Source organism: Pseudomonas sp. TWR2-1-1 (assembly GCF_049897045.1).
In the GTDB taxonomy this organism is placed as follows: Bacteria; Pseudomonadota; Gammaproteobacteria; order Pseudomonadales; family Pseudomonadaceae; genus Aquipseudomonas; species Aquipseudomonas versuta.
In genome coordinates this window covers 118,011-137,036 of sequence record NZ_JAFCVM010000007.1, presented here as the reverse complement: position 1 = coordinate 137,036, position 19,026 = coordinate 118,011, and the positions used below count along the sequence as shown (strand labels likewise).

The window sequence follows — 19,026 nt, the reverse complement described above, 5'->3', positions numbered from 1 at the left end:
GACATCAACATGCTTGACCCCGTACTGAGTCATTGGCTGGAGGCCGAAGCCGAAGCCCTGGACCTTGGTCACAGCGACCCGCAACACGTTCTGTCGCAGTTGGCTGCAGCCAATGTGTTGCGTGTCGGGATCAGCCCGCAGCAGGGCGGCACCGGCGGTAACCTGGCAGACGCGGTAGAAGTGCTGGCCAGTGTAGCCAGCCACTCATTGGCCTCGGCGTTTGTGTTCTGGGGTCAGCGTGCGTTTATCGAATACGTGTTGCATAGCCCGAACAGTGGTCTGCGCGAGTGTTTGTTACCTGACTTGCTCAGTGGCCAACTGGCCGGGGCGACGGGACTTTCCAACGCCATGAAATTTCTCTCGGGGATTGAGTCCTTGCAGGTGCGGGCCCGCGCCCAGGCCAATGGCTGGAGCCTCAATGGCCGTCTGCATTGGGTGACCAACCTGCGTAAAAGCGGGTTTGTAGTGGCAGCGGCCATTGAGTGCGAGGCGGGGGGCGCGCCCTTTGTGCTGGCGATTCCCGATGGGTTGCCGGGGCTTGCGCGCACCGACGATCTGCAGTTGATGGGGCTGCAGTCAAGTAATACGGCAGCCCTTGATTTTCAAGAGGTGCAGGTTGCTGAGGAGTGGTTGCTGCACGACGATGCCAAGGTCTTTTTGCCCGCAGTGCGCCCGGCATTTCTGGGTTTGCAGTGCGGCCTGGCGATAGGCCTTGCGCGGCGCTCATTGCAGGAAGCCCGCAACCATCTGCATGGCCCGGGTTCGGCGCTGCTCGAAGTGCTGCACGAGCAGCAGGAGCAACTTGAAAGTCATGTTGGCGCACTAAAGACCGGCCTGCTCGACGGGCGTTTTTTAGCCGATCCCGGCGCGTTGTTCCGCATCCGGATTGCCTTGGCCGAAGCCACCGCCAGCGCGGTGCAGTTCGAACTGCAGGCCAGCGGCGGCAAAGCCTACCTCAGTACCCATGGCAGTGCGTTTGCCCGGCGTTGGCGCGAGTCGGCCTTTGTTCCTATCGTGACCCCCAGCCTGGTGCAGTTGCGGGCTGAGTTGTTGCGTCAGGCCAGGGCCTGCGCCTGATGAGCGGCATGTTGCTGGAGGCGCGCCAGCTCACCCTGGGCTATGCCCGCGGGCAGGGCTGGCAGTCCGTGCTTGAAGGGTTTGATCTGCAACTGATGCCTGGCGAAGTGGTATCAGTTCTGGGGCCTAGCGGCGTTGGCAAGTCCAGCCTGTTACGGGTACTGGCGGGTTTACAGACCGCTCATGCCGGCACTGTACATTTGCTGGGTGAACCACTGACGGCACCGCATCCACGGGTGGCCGTGGCCTTTCAGGACCCCAGTTTATTGCCCTGGCTGAACCTTGAAAGCAATGTCGCCTTTGGCCTGGATTTCGCCCGTCAGCCCGCTGGCACTGCCGCCGGGCGTAAGGCGCGGGTCGACCAGGCGATTGCCGAGGTCGGACTGCTGCATGCCCGCAGCCAGTACCCGGCGCAACTCTCCGGCGGGATGGCGCAACGGGTCGCTCTGGCCCGTTGCCTGGCCCGGCAACCACAAGTGCTGTTGCTCGATGAACCGTTTGGCGCACTGGATGAAGTGACCCGCGCCGACATGCAGCAACTGCTGCTGAATGTGATTGCGCGGCACAACACCGCCGCGCTGCTGATTACCCATGACATTGATGAAGCCTTACTGCTCAGCGACCGGATTTTGCTACTGGGCCACAGCCCGGCGCGCACGGTCGGCGAGTGGCGCATCGAACTGGCGCAGCCGCGCGAAGAGCGGATCGATGAGCTGGGCGCGCTACGCATCGAGATCCTCAAAACCCTTCGGCGGGCGAGCCGCACCTCTGACCCTGTTATTGACCCTTTGCCCGACTCGCTGGAGCTTGAACATGTGCCTGGACGACTTCACTCACACACGTCGTGACATTCTAAAACTCAGCGCCTTGCTGACTGCGGCCGGGGCCTTGCCGCTGCTCACCAGTCTGCAGGCGCGTGCTGCCGCCGAGCCGGATGCACCGGTGCGCATTGGCTACCTGGCGATTACCGATGCCACGCCGTTATTGGTGGCGCACAACAATGGCCTGTTTGAAGCCGAGGGCATAAAGGCGGAGCGCCCGGTGTTGTTGCGCAGCTGGGCACAGGTGATCGAGGCCTTTATTTCGGGTCAGGTCAATGTGATTCACTTGCTGTCGCCGATGACCGTGTGGGCGCGCTATGGCAGCAAGGTGCCGGCCAAAGTCGTGGCCTGGAACCATGTGGGGGGCTCGGGTTTGACCGTTGCGCCTGATATCACCGAAGTCAGGCAGCTGGGTGGGCAATCGATCGCCATTCCGTTCTGGTACTCGATCCACAACGTGGTGGTGCAGCAGCTGTTTCGTGACAACGGTTTGCAGCCGGTCACCCGCCCGGTGGGCAGTGCACTGGCGGCCAACGAAGTGAATCTGGTGGTAATGCCGCCATCCGACATGCCGCCTGCGCTGGCCACCCGCCGTGTTGCCGGCTACATCGTCGCCGAGCCGTTCAATGCCTTGGCCGAAGATCTCAAGGTTGGCCGCGTGCAGCGATTTACCGGTGACCTGTGGCGCAACCATGCCTGCTGCGTGGTGTTTATGCATGAACACGATTTAAACAACCGTCCTGAGTGGTCGCAAAAGGTGGTCAATGCCATCGTCAAGGCGCAACTCTGGACCCGCGACAACCGTGAAGCCGCCTCCAGATTACTGGCCAAGGACGGTGACAATCGTTATACCCCGCACAGTGCCGAGGTGTTGCGCCAGGTGCTGGCCCCCACGGCCAGTGAGCGTGCCGGCTATGCGGCCACAGGCGCCATCCGGCACGCCGACTGGGATGAGCAGCGCATCGACTTTCAGCCATATCCATTCCCCAGCTATACCGAGGAACTGGTGACGCGCTTGAAGGACACGCTGATTCAGGGGGACAACGGGTTCCTGGCGAACCTTGATCCCAAACACGTGGCCAAGGATCTGGTGGACGATCGCTTTGTCAAAAACAGTATCGCCGCCGTGGGTGGCCTGCAGGCATTCGGCCTGGCCGACAGCTTTGAGCGTAACGAGGAGTTTGGCTTTTGAATGGGGCTATGCCGTCTGCCCGGCGCCAGTGGCTGTTGGGCTGTGCCGGGTTATTGAGCCTTCTGCTGCTGTGGTGGCTGGGTATTGAGTTGCTGGGCAGCGCGCAGGGTTTGTCGGCGCGCTTTTCACCGCAGGCGACCTTTAGCAGTCTGATCGAACTGCTGGGCAGCGCGCAGCTCTACGAAAATGTGTGGGTGAGCCTGAAGCGGATTCTGGTCAGCCTGTTCATGGCGTTATTGATCGGCGTTCCCATGGGACTGTTGATCGGCGGCTCGCGCAATCTGGAGGCGGCGACCACACCCGCGTTTCAGTTCCTGCGCATGATTTCGCCGCTGTCGTGGATGCCGGTGGTGGTGATGTTATTGGGGGTTGGCGACCAGCCGATCTACTTTTTGCTGACGTTTGCGGCGGTGTGGCCGATTCTGCTCAACACCATCGCCGGGGTGCGTCAGCTGGACCCGCGCTGGCTGCAACTGAGTCGCAGTTTGAGTGCAACACGCCGCGAAACCCTGTTGCGGGTGATCGTGCCCGGGGTGCTGGGCCATGTGCTGACCGGTGTGCGCTTGTCGATCGGCATCCTGTGGATCGTGCTGGTGCCCTGTGAAATGCTCGGCGTAAGTGCAGGCCTTGGCTACTTCATTCTGGACACCCGCGATCGCCTCGCTTATTCGGAGTTAATGGCGATGGTGGTGTTGATTGGCGTGCTGGGCTTTGCTCTGGATGCATTCGCGCGCTGGCTGCACAGGCGCTGGGTGCATGCCTGAGCGGGTCCACAGCATAGAGGTTCAGGCCAGGCAGGCGCGCGCCATGCACGCCTGCCGTTGATGCCTGTAAAGAGGGTTACTGCTTGGGTGTTTCGGGCAGGAACCAGTTCAGCAGCAGGGCGCAAATACCCCCCGTGGCTACACCGGACTCCAGCACGTTGCGCAGGGCGGCGGGCATGTGGGCCAGGAACTCGGGAACTTGCGACACACCAAGACCCAGCGCCAGTGACACCGCAATAATCAACAGTGCGCGACGGTCCAGTGTGGTGCTGGCCAGGATATTGATGCCGGAGGCTGCAACCGCGCCGAACATCACCATGGCTGCGCCACCGAGCACTGGCTCCGGCACCGCCTGAATGGCACCGGCCACGCTCGGGAACAGGCCCAGCAGTACCAGCATGCCGGCAATCCACACGCCAATATGGCGGCTGGCGATACCGGTCAACTGAATCACCCCGTTGTTCTGGGCAAAGATCGAGCTGGGGAAGGTATTGAAAATGCCCGCCAGCAGCGAGTTGGCACCGTTGACCAGCACGCCGCCCTTGATGCGCTGCATCCACACCGGGCCTTCAACCGGCTCGCGCGACACTTTGCTGGTGGCGGTTACATCGCCAATGGCTTCCAGCGAGGTCACCAGATAAATCACCAGCATCGGAATGAACAAGGCCCACGAGAAGCCCAGGCCAAAGTGCAGCGGTACCGGCACCTGGAACATTTCGGCCTGGTGCATGCCGGTGAAATCCAGCCGCCCGAGGTAGCCCGCCAGCGCGTAGCCCACGGCCAAAGCGATTACGATGGCACAGCTGCGCATCCACACCAGCGGGATCCGGTTGAGGATCACGATAATTGCCAGCACCACGCCCGACAGCATCAGGTTTTCGCCATTGGCGAAGGTACCGTTGCCCATCGCGGTGAAGCCGCCACCCATGCTGATAAGGCCGACTTTAATCAGGGTCAGGCCGATCATCAGCACGACGATGCCGGTCACCAGCGGGGTGATCATGCGTTTAACAAACGGCAGTACCCGTGAAATGCCCATTTCGACAAACGAGCCGGCAATCACCACGCCAAAAATGGCCGCCATGACCCCTTCAACCGGGGTGCCTTGTTTGACCATCAATGCGCCGCCCGCAATCAGCGGGCCGACAAAGTTGAAGCTGGTGCCCTGGACGATCAGCAGTCCCGCGCCGAACGGCCCGAAGCGCTTGCACTGGACAAAGGTCGCGATCCCGGAGATCACCAGCGACATGGACACAATCATGTTGGTGTCGCGGGTCGAGACGCCCAGCGCCTGGCAAATCAGCAGGCCGGGAGTAACGATCGGGACAATAATTGCCAGCAGATGCTGCAGTGCTGCCAGAAAAGCGATCCACGGCTTGGGACGGGCTTCGAGACCAAAGACCAGTTCGCTGGTCTGGGACTCGGCTTCATGCGGTGAGTTAGGAGAGGTCATGGCGAGTGCCCTGGAAAAAAGAGCGCGATTCTACTGGTCTTGAGCCATCACGCACAGCGTTTGCTTGCCTGCCAGCGTAGCGCGGCTTTAATTATTCGAATGTTCATCGACTATGACGGTCCGAGTCCAGGTCAGGCCGGGTATCGGCATTACATGAAAAGGGACGCGTAACCATGCTTGAACCCACGTGGACGGCTTTGAAAAACCACCGCAGGCTTCATCAGATTGTCGCCACCCTGGTGCGTTTCGGCGCTCAGGCCGTGCTGTTGCGACTGGGCCTGGGCCGTTTGCTGGTTGACGTCAATGCCGAACCCGGCGAGTCGCTGCCGGCCAGTACCCCGCAGCGGGTGCGCATGGCCCTGGAAGCGCTGGGGCCTACCTTCATCAAGTGCGGGCAGATACTGGCCAGCCGCAGCGACATCCTGCCGCCCGAGTGGGTCGATGAGCTGCAAGCCCTGCACAGTCAGGCGTCAACCTTGCCGTGGGCCGGGCTGGAGGACCAGGTGCTGGAGGATTTGGGGTGTGGGCTCGACCAAGTGTTTGCCGAGTTCGACACTCAACCCCTTGCCGCGGCCTCCATGGCCCAGGTGTACCGGGCGCGCTTGCTCAGTGGTGAAGCGGTGGTGGTGAAAGTGCAGCGGCCCGGCTTGCGCCACAAAATGACCGCCGATTTGCAGTTGCTCGAAAGCCTGGCCCAACTGGTTGAGCAGAATGCCGCGCTGGCGGTGTATCAGCCGCGCCAGATGGTCCGGCAATTGGCCCGGGCGATGCTTGAGGAACTGGACTTCACTCAGGAAGGGCAGAACGGCGACAGCATCGCGCAGAATTTCGCCGGCACCCCGCATATCGTCATCCCGCGTAACTATTGGGCCTTCAGCAGTCAGCGTTTATTGGTGCAGGAATTTTTACCGAGCTTTACCCCTCTGGAGCGGGATGCACTGATTGAACAAGGGCTTGATCCCGGCTTGCTGGCCCGGCGCGGGGCACAGGCATTTATCAAAATGTTGCTTGAGGACGGGTTGTTCCATGGCGACCCGCACCCGGGCAATCTGCGGGCGATGAGTGACAATCGCGTAGGTTTCATCGACTTCGGCATGGTGGGTCGACTGGATGAACGACGTCGCCTTGAGGTCATGAACTTCATGCGCGCATTGACCGAAGGCAGCACCGAGACCCTTGTTGCAGTGCTGATCGACTGGAGCGGGGAGCGCGTGCAAGACCTGTCGCAGATCGAGCAGGCCGCCCGCGAGTACATGGCGCGCCATAGCGGCGGGCCATTAAAAATGAGTGCGTTGATTACCGGTTTTCTTGGTTTGATCCGCGAGTACCGCTTGTTGCTGCCACCGGATTTACTGGTGTTGTTCAAGGCGCTGGTGACCGCTGACGGGGTGCTGACCCGGCTCGACCCCGAACTGGATCTGGTCGCCACGGCCCGGCCTGCGGTCGAGAAAATGCTGCGCGAGCAATTCAGCTGGAAGGTTGCCAAAGGGTTGGGCATCGAGGGTCTGGAACTGGGCCGCGGGGTGCTGAGCGACCTGCCCAAGCTCACGCGCCTGATGGTGCACCGGCTCAAGCATGGGGTGCTGGATCTCAAGGTTGACATGCCGGGACTGGAGCGGCTGGAGCGCTCGCTGCGACTGGCCTCAACCCGATTGTCGCTGGCGTTGCTGATCAGCGCGCTGCTGATTGCATTTGGTCCGCAAATTGCGGCAGCGGGGCCGGTGTGGCAGGGGTTGTCGGCCATTGGCTGGCTGGCGGGGATTGCGACCTTGGGGGGCTTGCTGGCGTTCTTGTGGAGCTTGTTCAGAGGCTGAGTGTCTGTAGGAGCGAGCTTGCTCGCGAGCTCTTCGCTCCTACAGGTATTACTGCGCTTTATAGATGCAGCGCATGCCCCAGCGCACGTAGCGCGGCTTCTTGCACGGCTTCACCCAGGGTCGGGTGAGCGTGAATGGTGCCGGCAATGTCTTCCAGGCAAGCGCCCATTTCCAGTGACTGGCCGAACGCTGTCGACAGCTCCGACACACCGGCCCCCACTGCTTGCCAACCGAGAATCAGGTGATTGTCCCGTCGTGCGACTACCCGTACAAAACCGCTTTTCGATTCCAGGGTCATGGCGCGGCCATTGGCGCTGAACGGGAAGCTGGCGCTTATGTAGTCCAGACCCGCCGCTTCGGCTTCGGCGGGGGATTTGCCGACCACGACAATTTCCGGATCGGTAAAGCACACCGCGGCAATGGCTGTGGGGCAGAACTCGCGCTGTATGCCGGCAATGATCTCGGCGACCATTTCGCCCTGGGCCATGGCCCGGTGAGCCAGCATCGGCTCACCGGTCAGGTCGCCAATCGCCCAGACATTGCGCATGCTGGTCTGACAGCGGTTGTCGACGCGGATCGCCGGGCCGTTCATGGCCAATGCCAGGGTTTCAAGGTTGAAGCCCCGGGTACGCGGACGCCGACCCACTGCGACCAGGACCTGATCGGTTTCCAGGGTTTGGCTTTCGCCCATGGCATTGCGCATCGACAGGGTTTTGGTGCTGGCCTGGAAGCCTTCGACGCTATGTTCCAGGTACAGGGTGATGCCCAGTGCCTTGAGGGATTCGGCAACGGGCAGCGTCAGATCTTTATCGTAGGTCGGCAGGATCCGGTCGCGGGCCTCGACCACTGTCACTTCTGCCCCCAGTTTGCGATAGGCGATGCCCAGCTCCAGCCCGATATACCCCGCGCCGACCACGGTCAGGCGCTTGGGAACGGCGGTGGGGGCCAGGGCTTCGGTGGAGGAAATAATTGCGCCGCCGATGGGCAGGATCGGCAGGTCAACACTTTGCGAACCGGTGGCCAATAACAGGTGCTCGCACTCGATACGCTGACCGTCGACCTCGACTGCTTTGCCGTCCAGGATCTTCGCCCAGCCATGGATGACCTTGACGCCGTTCTTTTTCAGCAACGCGCCGACGCCAGTGGTCAGGCGATCAACAATGCCGTTTTTCCACTGCACGCTCTGGCCGATGTCGAGGGTCGGGGCCTGGGTCTTGATCCCCAGAGGTGAGCTGTTGGTGCTGTAGCGTTGGGTGGTGTGAAATTGTTCGGCCACGTGAATCAACGCCTTGGACGGGATGCAGCCGACGTTCAGGCAGGTACCGCCCAGTGACTGGCCTTCGATCAGGACCGTTGCAATCCCCAGCTGGCCGGCGCGAATGGCTGCCACGTAGCCGCCAGGGCCGCCACCGATAATCAGCAGCGTGGTGTGTTGGGTTGGCTGCATGTTCACTCCAGAAACAGGGTGGCTGGTTGTTCGAGCAAGCCACGCATGGCCTGGATAAATTGCGCCGCGTCCATGCCATCTACTACACGATGGTCGAAGGAGCTGGAGAGATTCATCATTTTGCGGATCACGATCTGGCCTTTGACTACCACTGGCCGTTCGACGATGCGGTTAACCCCGATAATCGCAACTTCAGGCAGGTTGACCACCGGAGTGCTGACAATTCCGCCCAGCGCGCCGAGGCTGGTCAGGGTAATGGTCGAGCCGCTGAGTTCTTTGCGGGTCGCCTTGCCGGTGCGTACGGCGTTGGCCAGGCGCGCAATTTCATCAGCCGCGCCCCACAGGGTCAGGGTTTCGGCATGTCGAACCACCGGCACCATCAAACCGCCCTCGCTTTGCGCGGCAACGCCGATGTGGGCAGCGCCAAAGCGGGTGATGATTTGTGCTTCATCGTCGTAGCGCACGTTGATTTGCGGGAAATCACGCAAGGCCACGACCATGGCTCGTACCAGAAACGGCAACAGGGTCAGTTTGCCGCGGCTTTCGCCCCATTTTTGATTGAGCTGTGCGCGCAGTTCTTCAAGGGCAGTGACGTCGACCTCTTCGACATAACTGAAGTGCGCGGCGCGGCGCTTGGCGTCCTGCATGCGCTGGGCGATTTTACGGCGCAGGCCGATGACCGGGATTTGTTGCTCATCATTGCGTTTGGCATAGCCGCTGGCCGGTGCTGAGACGGGGCTGTTGTCCTGCGCCAGATAAGCCTCAAGATCGTCATGCAGTACTCGACCCGCAGGCCCGCTGCCAACGACAAAACGCAACTCGATGCCGGCATCCCAGGCGCGTTTTCGTACGGCAGGCGAGGCCAGCGGACGCTCATTGGCTTCGCGGGCTACCGGTGCAGGCCGTTGGGCCGGTGCAGGTTTGATCGCTGGGGACGTGACCACTGCCACTTCGACCCGGGCTTGGGGTGCAGCTTTCGGGGCTGCGGCCGGCGGTTCTGTAGCCGTGGCCGGCTGAGTGCTTTCGCGCAGGTTGCCAGCGCCTTCGACTTCGATGCGAATCAGCTCGCTGCCAACGGCCATCACTTCGCCGGGCTGGCCGCCCAGGGCCAGAACCCTGCCTGCTACCGGGGAGGGAATGTCCACGGTGGCCTTGTCGGTCATGACATCGGCGACCACCTGGTCTTCGCTGACCATGTCACCGACTTTGACAAACCATTCCACCAATTCAACTTGCGCAATGCCTTCGCCAATGTCCGGCATCTTGATAACGTGCGTACCCATTCAGACCTCCATAACCCGTTGCAAAGCCGCACCGACCCGTGCCGGGCCAGGGAAGTAAGCCCATTCCTGGGCATGCGGATACGGCGTATCCCAACCTGTGACGCGTTCAATCGGTGCCTCCAGATAGTGGAAGCAGTGCTCTTGAACCAGCGCAATCAGCTCGGCGCCAAAACCGCAGGTGCGGGTGGCTTCGTGCACGACGACGCAGCGGCGGGTTTTTTTCACGGAGGTAACAATGGCGTCCAGATCCAGCGGCCACAGGCTGCGCAGATCAATGACTTCAGCGTCGATACCGGTTTCTTCGGCTGCCACCTGGGCCACGTAGACAGTGGTGCCGTAGGTCAGGATGGTGACTTCAGTCCCGGGGCGCACGATCGCGGCGCAGTCCAGCGGTACGGTGTAATAGCCATCAGGTACGGCGCTGGCCGGGTGCTTGGACCATGGCGTAACCGGGCGTTCGTGGTGGCCGTCAAAGGGGCCGTTGTACAGGCGTTTTGGTTCCAGGAAGATCACCGGGTCATCGTTTTCGATGGCGGCAATCAGCAGGCCTTTGGCGTCGTAGGGGTTGGACGGCATTACGGTGCGCAGGCCGCACACCTGGGTGAACATGGCTTCCGGGCTCTGGCTGTGGGTCTGGCCGCCATAGATGCCGCCGCCGCAGGGCATGCGCAGGGTCATGGGCGCGATAAACTCACCGGCCGAGCGATAGCGCAGCCGTGCAGCTTCGGAAACGATCTGGTCGGATGCCGGGTAGAAATAGTCGGCAAACTGAATTTCGGCAACCGGGCGCAGGCCGTAAGCACCCATGCCGACGGCGGCGCCGACGATCCCGCTTTCGGAGATCGGGGCATCGAATACCCGCGAGCTGCCGTATTTGGCCTGCAGGCCTTCGGTGCAGCGAAACACGCCGCCGAAGTAGCCCACGTCCTGGCCGAACACCACAACGTTGTCGTCGCGCTCAAGCATCACATCCATGGCCGAGCGCAGGGCCTGGATCATCGTCATGGTGCTGGTGCTCACGGCGTTCTCCATCAGAATTTTATTGTTGTCGTTCATCTGGTTATAACCCCAATTCCTGACGTTGCCGACGCAAGTGCTCGGGCATGTCCTTGTACACGTCCTCAAAAATCGTGGCCGCGCTTGGCATTTGTCCGCCGGCCAGGGTGCCAAAGCGCTCGGCCTCCTTCTGCGCACCAATGATTTCGGCTTCGAGTTCGGCGCTGACGGCTGCGTGCTCTTCCTCGGACCAGTTGCCGGTGGCAATCAGGTGCTGCTTGAGGCGAATGATCGGGTCGCCCAGCGGGAAGTGGCTCCAGTCATCGGCAGGACGGTACTTGGAAGGGTCGTCAGAGGTTGAGTGCGGGCCTGCACGATAAGTTACCCACTCAATCAGTGTGGGCCCCAGGTTGCGTCGGGCACGCTCTGCGGCCCATACCGAGGCCGCGTACACCGCGATGAAGTCGTTACCGTCGACGCGCAGCGAGGCAATGCCGCAGCCCACGCCACGTCCGGCGAAGGTGGTGGCTTCGCCACCGGCAATGGCCTGGAAGGTCGAAATGGCCCACTGGTTATTCACCACGTTGAGAATCACCGGCGCGCGGTAGACGTGGGCAAAGGTGAGGGCGGTGTGAAAGTCGGATTCGGCGGTCGCGCCATCGCCAATCCAGGCTGAGGCGATTTTGGTGTCGCCCTTGATCGCCGATGCCATGCCCCAGCCGACCGCTTGCATGAATTGGGTTGCCAGGTTGCCGGAAATACTGAAAAAGCCGTAGTCCCTGACCGAATACATGATCGGCAACTGACGGCCTTTAAGGGGGTCGCGCTCGTTGGACAACAACTGGCAGATCAGATCCACCAGCGGTACGTCGCGGGCCATCAGGATGCTTTGCTGGCGGTAGGTCGGAAAGCACATGTCGTCGATGTTCAAGGCCAGGGCCTGGGCGCTGCCGATGGCTTCTTCGCCAAGGCTTTGCATGTAGAACGACATTTTTTTCTGACGCTGGGCGACCACCATCCGGGTGTCGAAAATCCGGGTTTTGAGCATGGCGCGCATGCCAGCCCGCAGGATCTCGGTTGAGACGCCTTCAGCCCACGGGCCGAGTGCCTGACCCTGATCGTCGAGCACGCGAATCAGGCCTTTGGCCAGATCGGCAGTATCGGCAGGCTCTACATCGATAGGGGGTTTGCGCACCAGACCGGCATCGGTCAGGCGAAGGTAGCTGAAGTCGGTCTTGCAGCCTGGACGGCCGGAGGGTTCGGGAACGTGCAGGCGCAGCGGTGCATATTCAGTCATGGCTTTCTCTACGCTCGATCTTGTCGTGTTTATTAGGCGCGGGAGCTAGTTTTTACGTCGAAGACCGGGCGGGTGATTAGGCCCGATCTTGTCCTACAACAATCATATTCCTGACAGTGAAGAATATTTCTCTGTAGTTCGTTGTGCTTTGTAGTGATTAAGGATAAGAATTCTGCATAAACACAAAAAACAGGTGCTTTTGTCTCATGCGCAAGCTAGATCGAACGGATATCGGGATTCTCAACAGCCTTCAGCAGAATGCGCGCATCACCAACGCGGACCTTGCGCGTTCGGTCAACTTGTCACCCACACCCTGTTTTAACCGGGTAAAGGCCATGGAAGAACGCGGGCTGATTCGTGAGCAAGTCACCTTGCTGGACGCCGACATGCTGGGCCTGCATGTGAATGTGTTCATTCATGTCAGCCTGGAAAAACAGGTCGAGGAAGCGTTGCAAAAGTTTGAGGCGGCGATCTCGGATCGTCACGAAGTCATGGAGTGCTATTTGATGGCCGGTGACCCGGATTATCTGATCCGGGTGCTGGTGCCGAGTATTCAGGCGCTGGAGCGCTTCATGATGGACTTTCTGACCAAAGTGCCTGGCGTCGCGAATATCCGTTCCAGCTTCGCCCTCAAACAGGTGCGCTACAAAACGGCGCTGCCGTTGCCGCCGGGTGGGCTGACGCTGGAGGAATGATTCAGACCCGCAGCCGCCAGCGCTCGTTGAATCGCAGCTCGACTCTGGCCAGAGGTTCGACATCAATCATGTTAAAGGAGGCGGTGCTCGCCGCCAGCGCATGCAGAATGGCCGCGCGGATGACGAAAGGGTGAGTCACTACCGCAAAATGGCCTTCTTCGCGAAACTCATCGAGCCAGGCGCCGACCCGCAGACACAGCGCCTCTACGGACTCCCCGCCGTGCGGTGCCGAACCGGGGTCGCTGGTCCAGTCCGCAAGCACCTGGGGGATGCTTTCCTGCAGGTCGCACAGACGCAGGCCGCGCCAGTCGCCAACGTCGTAATCCTCCAGCGCCGGTACGATCTCAATGTCGTCACCCAGCGCCTGGGCCGTTTGTAGCGTCCGGGTTTCGGGGGCGCAAAGAATTCGGACGGGTTTCTTCAAGGCCGCAGCCATTTCCTGTGCCTGCAGCAACCCCTTGGGGTCGGCCGGTTCATCCAGAGCAAAGCGCCCCAGGCGCTGGGCTTCAGTGCGGGCATGGCAAATAAAACTCAGGCGGATGGGCATGACGAAGTCCTTGCGGGTGATGCGATGCAGTTACAGGCTACACGCGTTCAGTTCTCACTTGCAGGATGCGGGCGCCCCTCAATTGAGATTAGGCGAGTATTATCACCGCGCATTTCTATCTCAAGGTACTTCGCCATGTCTGCCGTTCTCTTGAAAAAAATTCTCAATACCACAGCGCTGCTGGCTCTGCTGACCGGTGCCGGTTCGGCGTTTGCCCATGCGCACCTGCAACAGTCGACCCCTGCGGCCGACAGCAAAGTCGCCACCGCCAATGAACTGCGCCTGACCTTCAGCGAAGGCGTTGAAGAAAAGTTCACCAAGGTGACCCTGAGCCACGACGGTGCCCCCGTTGCCGTCAGCAGCATCAAGACAGAGCCCGGTAACAAGAAAGTACTGATTGTGACCCCGGCCCAGGCGTTGCCCGCCGGCAAGTACAACGTGGACTGGAAAGCGGTGTCGGTTGACACCCATAACAGCGCTGGCCAGTACGGCTTCACGGTGGGCAACTGAGTTGATGGTCAGCGACATGGTCGTGTGCCGGTTTGTGCATTTCTGCGCGGTGCTCCTGATTTTCGGGATCAGTGCATTCAGGCCTTTGCTGCTGGCTGCCCAGCCTTCACTTGAAATCGATCGCCGCTTGCACAGGTTTTGTCGCGCTCTGGCCTGGCTGGCATTGGCCAGCGGACTGGCCTGGTTGCTGCTGACCACCCATTCGATGGCCGGCAGCTGGTCAGAAACACTGGACCTCGACACGCTCTGGCTCGTGTTGGGCAGTACCTTTTTTGGTCAGGTCTGGGCCGGGCACCTGCTGTTCAATCTGATGCTGCTCTTCGCGCTTTATGCAACCTCCCGTTTCAAGGCCCCATGGGCCTTCAGCGGCCTGTTGCTGGCCACCCTCGCGCCCGTGGGGCATGGCGCGATGCTGGATGGCTGGCAGGGGCAATTGCTGATGCTCAACCAGTTGATTCATCTGATGTGTGTCGGGGCCTGGGTTGGCGGCTTGTCGGGGCTGTTGCTGCTGCTTTCACGGCCGAAGGGGCGAAGTGTGGACCTGGTGTTGCGCCGCTTCAGCAATCTGGGGTTTGTGCTGGTGGCCGGGATCATTCTTACCGGCCTTATCAATACTCGGGTACTGACGGGCGCATTTTGGCCTACGCCGCTGTTCGAAGGTTTCGCATTGATCCTGCTGATTAAAGTGACGTTAGTCGGTGTGATGCTATTGCTGGCGTTGTTCAATCTGCTGATGAGCCGCGCAGGCCGCTTTGCCGTCTTGCGCAACAGTGTGGCGCTTGAATGGTTATTTGGTTTGATGGCCGTGGCTGCTGTTTCACTATTGGGAACCTTGCCGCCGCTAATTATCAGGTGAATACCTGCTGACTCAATCTTCATCCAGCGGGGTTTGGTGATCCGTTATATTCAGTCCTCTCGTAACAAAAAAATACAAGAGAGGGCTTCTCGTTGGATCTTTCATCCCCGCTTTGGCTGGCACACGACACTCAGTTGATTGTGTGCTGCCTTTTGGCAATTATCGCCATCATCGTTTTAATCAGCGCCTGTAAGCTCACGCCCTTTCTCTCGATTCTTATCGGTACGTTCATTGCCGGGATTGGTGCCGGCTTGCCGCCGGAAATCGTCGCCAAGGCTTTCAGTAAGGGGGCCGGGAGCATTCTGGGCGAAGCCGGGATCATTATCTCCCTGGGGGCCATGCTCGGCGCCTTGATGGCCGAGTCCGGGGCGGCGGACCAGATTGCCTCAACGCTGTTGCGCCACGCACGAGGCAAGGCGTTGCCGTGGGTTATGGCGCTGGTGGCAATGGTGATTGGATTGCCACTGTTCTTCGAAGTAGGCCTGGTGCTGATGGTCCCGATCATTTTTGTGATTGCCCGTCAGTCGGGTCAGCCTTTGCTCAGGGTCGCAATCCCCGCACTCGCGGGCATGACCACTTTGCATGCCCTTATGCCTCCGCACCCCGGTCCCTTGATCGCCGTCAGCGCACTGCATGCGGACCTGGGCCTGACCATGTTACTGGGGCTTAGCCTGGCCATCCCTGCTGTCATTCTGGCCGGGCCGTTGTATGGCATCTGGCTGTCGAAAAGAATGCATGTTGTCGAACCAGCCGAGTTGGGTGAACTGTTTTCGGCAAAGGTTGCTACACGACGCAAACCTACTTTCGCCGTGTCTTTGCTGATTATTCTGTTGCCGGTTTTGCTGATGCTTGGCAGCACCCTGGCCAAGGTCGCCATGGCACCTGACAGTGTATTGGCCGTGACCCTGAAGTTTCTGGGTGAGCCGTTGATTGCACTGGGGCTGGCGGTGATCGCTGCGGTGATTTGCCTGGGCTGGTCAATCGGCATGGCCCGCGATCAGGTGGGCGGAGTCTTACGCAAAAGCCTGGCGCCAATTGCAGTGCTGTTACTGACGATAGGTGCGGGGGGCGGGTTGAAAGAGACGTTGCTGCAGGCGGGCATCAGCGACACGATCGGCAAGGTGGCTACAGGCGCGCATCTTTCCTACCTGTTACTGGCTTGGCTGATTGCGGTGGCACTGCGCCAGGCGACCGGTTCGGCGACTGTGGCAACCACCACGACGGCGGGTATTCTGGCGCCGATGATGGCGGGCCTGGCAGCTACCCAGAGCTCACTGGTGGCGCTGGCCATTGGCGCCGGTTCGGTGTTTTTCTGTCACGTCAATGACGCGGGCTTCTGGATGGTGCGCGAGTACTTCGGGCTGGAGCTCAAACAGACACTCTGGGTCTGGTCGGTTCTGCAAACCATCGTATCTGTGGTGGGATTGCTGGGGACATTGTTGCTGTGGCATCTGCTCGTCTAGCAGTAGGAGCGAGATTGTCTCGCGATAGCCTCAAGTGCATCGCGAGGCAAGACCGCTCCTGCGGTCAAGACTGGCAGAGAGTTCTAAATGACCAGAAACAACGTAATCAGGCCGCCGAAAATTGCCCATTTCTCCAGGTAGTAGCGCGTGCGATTGCGTTTTTTCAGTTCTTTGCCGCGCAGGCGGATTTTGTACAGCCTGGTAAATGCGCGGTTCAGACCACCGGTTTTATCGCTGGTATCGTTGGGGGAGCTGGCAGACGCCATGACTGTGCGGCTGAACCACTGATTAAAGGCTGCAGCCCAGCGATATTGCATGGGGCGTTCCACGTCGCAGAACAGGATGATGCGATTCTTTGAGGTAGTGTTCTCGGCGTAATGGATGAAGGTTTCGTCAAACATTACGGCTTCGCCGTCACGCCACGAGTAGTTTTGCCCGTCGACGTTGATATAACAGCCCGGATCATTAGGGGTGTCCAGGCCCAAGTGGAAGCGCAAGGAGCCCGCATAGGGGTCGCGGTGGCGCACCAGCTTTGAGCCCGGTGGCAACTCGGCAAACATGGCGGCCTTGATGGTGCCGATGCCGTTGAGCAACTCAATGGTGCGTGGGCACAGTTCGACCGCCGACGGATGATTGTCGCCATACCACTTCAGATAAAAGCGCTTCCAGCCGCTCTTGAAGAACGAGTTGAAACCGACATCGTTCGGTTGTTCCGAACGTTTGATTTCACCCGCCTGCATCAAGTTGCGCGCTTCATCGCGGATCTCCTGCCAATGATCCTGCAAGGGCTGCAACTGCGGGAAATCTGCCGGTTTAAAGTAAGGCTGTGCCGGAACTTTGGAGAACAAATACAGGAAGCAATTGATTGGAGCCAGGAACGTGGAATGGTCGCTCAGCTGGCGTCCCAATTTATGGCGAACGTTGCCCCGCAAGTGCACATGGGCAATGGATAAAACGTAAACAGCAATGATGATGAGTTTCAAGAGTATCGTCACAAGTCAGGTGAAATGCTGCCCCTGCATGCACGCAAGTGGCCCGACCTCTTACAGGAGATGTCGGGCGCTGGTGTCTCTGGAGGGGAGCCAAAGTGTAAGGTTAAAACAGCACTTCGGGCTTTTTCCAGCGTTTCATGATGCTTTTGTATCTATTTGCTTACAGTCTTTGGTCGGATTGCGGGTCGGGTTTCGCTTGAGAGTGCGCCTGATTACGGGATTGCGACGTGTGACCAATGCCTTTGGTGCCCGCCCGGCAAGCCGCCCGAGTGCGTGAGCAGTCGCTGTTATTTGGGGGTTCCTAACGATTGGTACATCCGGAAGTGCTGAGGATCAAGCCAGCTTTCCACTTGCTCCATAAAGCGCCCGTGCCGGTCGTAGGTTGTGCGCAGAGCCTTGATGAAAACGGCCCCTGGCGCCCGCCCCAGTAGAAGCGCATCTTCTTGATTGAGTGGCTCGGCGCTAATCCATTGATCGCCGTTCTGCGCCACAAAACCGTAAGCGGCCAGAGTTATCGTCAGCGACTCATCTATCAGCCCTGTCCGTGGCAGGCTTTCAAGACCCCCGGTAGCGGGCATGAGGGAGCGCTCCAGGGAGATGGCGCTGCCATCGTCATGGCTGCGGCGGCGAACCAGAGAAATAAACTGGCTCAAACCAAATTTAAGGCTTAGCTGCGGGCGTTCTACGGCCTGGAGTTGCAGAAGTTCGGTGTGAATCCGGGCGCCAGTGTCGGCCAGCGCCTGGGTCCAGCCATTATTCTGGTCCAGGGTCATGCCGTCGTACGTGACGATGGCGCTGCCTTCGGTCTGCATGGCTATGTATTTGCGCCTTTCCAGTTCTGCCAGCGCTTCGCGAAGCGTGCCAGTGCTGACGCGCAGCTCCTCGGCCAGTTGCTTTTCGCCCGGAAGCAGGTGGCCGTCTGCCAACAGCCCGCTTTCTATGCGATGGACGAGTTCTTCGACGGCTTGTTGTCTTTTGTTGAATCGGGCGTGTTTTATCATGCCTGAGTAATAGTCGAGCAATGGCGGTTGAGCAATAAATACGCGGATAGAAAGCAGTGCGCATGGGGAGAAGGATGTAAAGCGAGCAGGGCGCCTTGAACCTTGCGGCTGCTCAAGGCAGAGGTATCAACCGCAGGCTTTGAGGTTGACCGGGCCGACAAACTCATTGCCACGACCCATGACGCAGGCTACGGCCTGATTGCGTTGACGCTCCCAGGCCTGGACCGGATAGGTCTTGTTCCACGCTTCATAGAGTTGGCGATCTTGCTTGGAGAGGCGCAAGTCGTAGCGTTTGCTCATATAGAAGTAGGTTCGCGCGATCATGCCTCGGATTGACGGCCGGGGCATGACCTTCCTGGCCTTGAAGTCGACTTGGGTCAGGCACGAACCGTACTGGCCCGACTGCGCAGGTAGCCAGCCAAAACTGAAGTTGTTTCTGTCGCCGTTGACCTCACCAATGCTGGGCACCAGATTGTGCAGGTCGGCCTCTGCAACTTTGTAGACAGGGTCGTTGCGGGTGCAGTTTTTTCGGCCGCCGCTTTGCCAGCATTGGCGCTGGTGACCAATTTGCCAGGCAGGAACGATGTGTTCCCACTCGATACGTGCTGCTCGATTGGCATTCTTGCGCGGGACATAACCACAGGCTTTGAGGTCGACCCGGTTGCCGGTGTATTTGCACCCACAATAGAACTCGGTGGACTGTGGCGCGTAGAGTTTCCAGGCGACCTTTTTGGCTTCACTGAAGGTTTGCGGCGCAGCAGCATGTGCGCTCATAGCGGTAAAGAGGCTGGCTAACGCCAGTATACGAACCCTCATTG

The 19,026-nt window shown here is 59.9% G+C and carries 18 protein-coding genes; 9 read left to right on the top strand and 9 right to left on the bottom strand.

What is annotated here, in order from left to right; translation table 11 throughout:
- The first annotated feature begins 9 nt into the window (after window positions 1-9).
- From ACP7BO_RS18170 to ACP7BO_RS18155, 4 genes are read left to right on the top strand one after another with little or no spacing between them, the layout of a single operon-like run.
- Window positions 10-1,077, top strand: coding sequence for an acyl-CoA dehydrogenase (locus ACP7BO_RS18170; protein WP_426211896.1), 1,068 nt, complete (start codon window positions 10-12; stop codon window positions 1,075-1,077).
- The gene (locus ACP7BO_RS18165; protein WP_426211894.1) at window positions 1,077-1,925 is read left to right on the top strand and encodes an ABC transporter ATP-binding protein; all 849 of its coding nucleotides are present in this window, start codon (window positions 1,077-1,079) and stop codon (window positions 1,923-1,925) included. Before ACP7BO_RS18170 ends, ACP7BO_RS18165 begins: the two co-directional genes overlap by 1 nt.
- Window positions 1,891-3,090, top strand: coding sequence for an ABC transporter substrate-binding protein (locus tag ACP7BO_RS18160; RefSeq protein ID WP_426211892.1), 1,200 nt, complete (start codon window positions 1,891-1,893; stop codon window positions 3,088-3,090). Before ACP7BO_RS18165 ends, ACP7BO_RS18160 begins: the two co-directional genes overlap by 35 nt.
- Before the next feature lie 8 nt (window positions 3,091-3,098).
- A complete protein-coding gene (locus ACP7BO_RS18155; RefSeq protein ID WP_426212090.1) occupies window positions 3,099-3,854 on the top strand; it encodes an ABC transporter permease in 756 nt (251 codons plus the stop codon).
- Between the two features lie 76 nt (window positions 3,855-3,930).
- On the opposite strand, the gene ACP7BO_RS18150 is transcribed toward ACP7BO_RS18155, so the two are convergent.
- Window positions 3,931-5,307 (bottom strand): nucleobase:cation symporter-2 family protein, encoded by a 1,377-nt coding sequence (locus ACP7BO_RS18150; RefSeq protein WP_397454222.1) that lies wholly within the window; start codon window positions 5,305-5,307, stop codon window positions 3,931-3,933.
- 173 nt (window positions 5,308-5,480) lie between these two features.
- Here ACP7BO_RS18150 and ACP7BO_RS18145 point away from each other — a divergent pair, with 173 nt between their 5' ends.
- A complete protein-coding gene (locus ACP7BO_RS18145; protein ID WP_426211890.1) occupies window positions 5,481-7,121 on the top strand; it encodes an ABC1 kinase family protein in 1,641 nt (546 codons plus the stop codon).
- Between the two features lie 58 nt (window positions 7,122-7,179).
- On the opposite strand, the gene lpdA is transcribed toward ACP7BO_RS18145, so the two are convergent.
- The 4 genes from lpdA to ACP7BO_RS18125 are packed head-to-tail and all read right to left on the bottom strand — an operon-like array spanning window position 7,180 to window position 12,144.
- Entirely contained in the window at window positions 7,180-8,568 is a 1,389-nt protein-coding gene (gene lpdA, locus ACP7BO_RS18140; protein WP_426211888.1) for a dihydrolipoyl dehydrogenase, read from the bottom strand.
- A gap of 2 nt (window positions 8,569-8,570) precedes the next feature.
- Complete coding sequence (locus ACP7BO_RS18135; protein ID WP_426211886.1) at window positions 8,571-9,851, bottom strand: dihydrolipoamide acetyltransferase family protein; 1,281 nt, start codon at window positions 9,849-9,851, stop codon at window positions 8,571-8,573.
- Window positions 9,852-10,907 (bottom strand): alpha-ketoacid dehydrogenase subunit beta, encoded by a 1,056-nt coding sequence (locus ACP7BO_RS18130; RefSeq protein WP_060693571.1) that lies wholly within the window; start codon window positions 10,905-10,907, stop codon window positions 9,852-9,854. It abuts the gene before it with no gap.
- Between the two features lie 4 nt (window positions 10,908-10,911).
- Window positions 10,912-12,144, bottom strand: a complete 1,233-nt coding sequence (locus ACP7BO_RS18125; RefSeq protein ID WP_060693569.1) for a 3-methyl-2-oxobutanoate dehydrogenase (2-methylpropanoyl-transferring) subunit alpha — start codon at window positions 12,142-12,144, stop codon at window positions 10,912-10,914.
- A 206-nt stretch (window positions 12,145-12,350) separates the two neighbouring features.
- Between ACP7BO_RS18125 and bkdR the strand changes: the two genes are divergently transcribed.
- Complete coding sequence (bkdR, locus tag ACP7BO_RS18120; RefSeq protein WP_003442107.1) at window positions 12,351-12,839, top strand: Bkd operon transcriptional regulator BkdR; 489 nt, start codon at window positions 12,351-12,353, stop codon at window positions 12,837-12,839.
- A gap of 1 nt (window position 12,840) precedes the next feature.
- On the opposite strand, the gene ACP7BO_RS18115 is transcribed toward bkdR, so the two are convergent.
- Window positions 12,841-13,386 carry a histidine phosphatase family protein gene (locus tag ACP7BO_RS18115; protein ID WP_426211883.1) on the bottom strand — a complete coding sequence of 182 codons (546 nt, stop codon included), beginning with the start codon at window positions 13,384-13,386 and terminating at the stop codon, window positions 12,841-12,843.
- A gap of 135 nt (window positions 13,387-13,521) precedes the next feature.
- Here ACP7BO_RS18115 and copC point away from each other — a divergent pair, with 135 nt between their 5' ends.
- The 3 genes from copC (at window position 13,522) to ACP7BO_RS18100 (ending at window position 16,215) form a co-directional block, all read left to right on the top strand.
- A complete protein-coding gene (gene copC, locus ACP7BO_RS18110) occupies window positions 13,522-13,896 on the top strand; it encodes a copper homeostasis periplasmic binding protein CopC (protein ID WP_397454217.1) in 375 nt (124 codons plus the stop codon).
- A gap of 4 nt (window positions 13,897-13,900) precedes the next feature.
- A complete protein-coding gene (copD, locus tag ACP7BO_RS18105; RefSeq protein ID WP_426212088.1) occupies window positions 13,901-14,752 on the top strand; it encodes a copper homeostasis membrane protein CopD in 852 nt (283 codons plus the stop codon).
- Between the two features lie 92 nt (window positions 14,753-14,844).
- Window positions 14,845-16,215 (top strand): gluconate:H+ symporter, encoded by a 1,371-nt coding sequence (locus ACP7BO_RS18100; RefSeq protein ID WP_060693562.1) that lies wholly within the window; start codon window positions 14,845-14,847, stop codon window positions 16,213-16,215.
- Window positions 16,216-16,298: 83 nt separating this feature from the next.
- On the opposite strand, the gene lpxO is transcribed toward ACP7BO_RS18100, so the two are convergent.
- The 3 genes from lpxO to ACP7BO_RS18085 all read right to left on the bottom strand — a co-directional run bounded on the left by lpxO (window position 16,299) and on the right by ACP7BO_RS18085 (window position 19,024).
- The gene (gene lpxO / locus ACP7BO_RS18095) at window positions 16,299-17,198 is read right to left on the bottom strand and encodes a lipid A hydroxylase LpxO (RefSeq protein WP_426211880.1); all 900 of its coding nucleotides are present in this window, start codon (window positions 17,196-17,198) and stop codon (window positions 16,299-16,301) included.
- A gap of 296 nt (window positions 17,199-17,494) precedes the next feature.
- Entirely contained in the window at window positions 17,495-18,208 is a 714-nt protein-coding gene (locus ACP7BO_RS18090; protein WP_426211878.1) for a GntR family transcriptional regulator, read from the bottom strand.
- 126 nt (window positions 18,209-18,334) lie between these two features.
- Window positions 18,335-19,024: an endonuclease gene (locus ACP7BO_RS18085; protein WP_060693558.1), complete on the bottom strand. Its 690-nt coding sequence runs from the start codon at window positions 19,022-19,024 to the stop codon at window positions 18,335-18,337.
- Window positions 19,025-19,026: the final 2 nt, after the last annotated feature.

Excerpts from the sequence above, each read along its gene's own strand:
- ACP7BO_RS18125 (WP_060693569.1), bottom strand. The coding sequence starts at position 12,144 with ATGACTGAATATGCACCGCTGCGCCTGCACGTTCCCGAACCCTCCGGC.
- ACP7BO_RS18150 (WP_397454222.1), bottom strand. The coding sequence starts at position 5,307 with ATGACCTCTCCTAACTCACCGCATGAAGCCGAGTCCCAGACCAGCGAA.
- ACP7BO_RS18135 (WP_426211886.1), bottom strand. The coding sequence starts at position 9,851 with ATGGGTACGCACGTTATCAAGATGCCGGACATTGGCGAAGGCATTGCG.
- ACP7BO_RS18090 (WP_426211878.1), bottom strand. The coding sequence starts at position 18,208 with ATGATAAAACACGCCCGATTCAACAAAAGACAACAAGCCGTCGAAGAA.
- copC (WP_397454217.1), top strand. The coding sequence starts at position 13,522 with ATGTCTGCCGTTCTCTTGAAAAAAATTCTCAATACCACAGCGCTGCTG.
- ACP7BO_RS18160 (WP_426211892.1), top strand. The coding sequence starts at position 1,891 with ATGTGCCTGGACGACTTCACTCACACACGTCGTGACATTCTAAAACTC.
- ACP7BO_RS18165 (WP_426211894.1), top strand. The coding sequence starts at position 1,077 with ATGAGCGGCATGTTGCTGGAGGCGCGCCAGCTCACCCTGGGCTATGCC.
- ACP7BO_RS18155 (WP_426212090.1), top strand. The coding sequence starts at position 3,099 with ATGCCGTCTGCCCGGCGCCAGTGGCTGTTGGGCTGTGCCGGGTTATTG.
- ACP7BO_RS18145 (WP_426211890.1), top strand. The coding sequence starts at position 5,481 with ATGCTTGAACCCACGTGGACGGCTTTGAAAAACCACCGCAGGCTTCAT.
- lpdA (WP_426211888.1), bottom strand. The coding sequence starts at position 8,568 with ATGCAGCCAACCCAACACACCACGCTGCTGATTATCGGTGGCGGCCCT.
- ACP7BO_RS18170 (WP_426211896.1), top strand. The coding sequence starts at position 10 with ATGCTTGACCCCGTACTGAGTCATTGGCTGGAGGCCGAAGCCGAAGCC.
- ACP7BO_RS18085 (WP_060693558.1), bottom strand. The coding sequence starts at position 19,024 with ATGAGGGTTCGTATACTGGCGTTAGCCAGCCTCTTTACCGCTATGAGC.
- ACP7BO_RS18115 (WP_426211883.1), bottom strand. The coding sequence starts at position 13,386 with ATGCCCATCCGCCTGAGTTTTATTTGCCATGCCCGCACTGAAGCCCAG.
- ACP7BO_RS18130 (WP_060693571.1), bottom strand. The coding sequence starts at position 10,907 with ATGAACGACAACAATAAAATTCTGATGGAGAACGCCGTGAGCACCAGC.
- copD (WP_426212088.1), top strand. The coding sequence starts at position 13,901 with ATGGTCAGCGACATGGTCGTGTGCCGGTTTGTGCATTTCTGCGCGGTG.
- bkdR (WP_003442107.1), top strand. The coding sequence starts at position 12,351 with ATGCGCAAGCTAGATCGAACGGATATCGGGATTCTCAACAGCCTTCAG.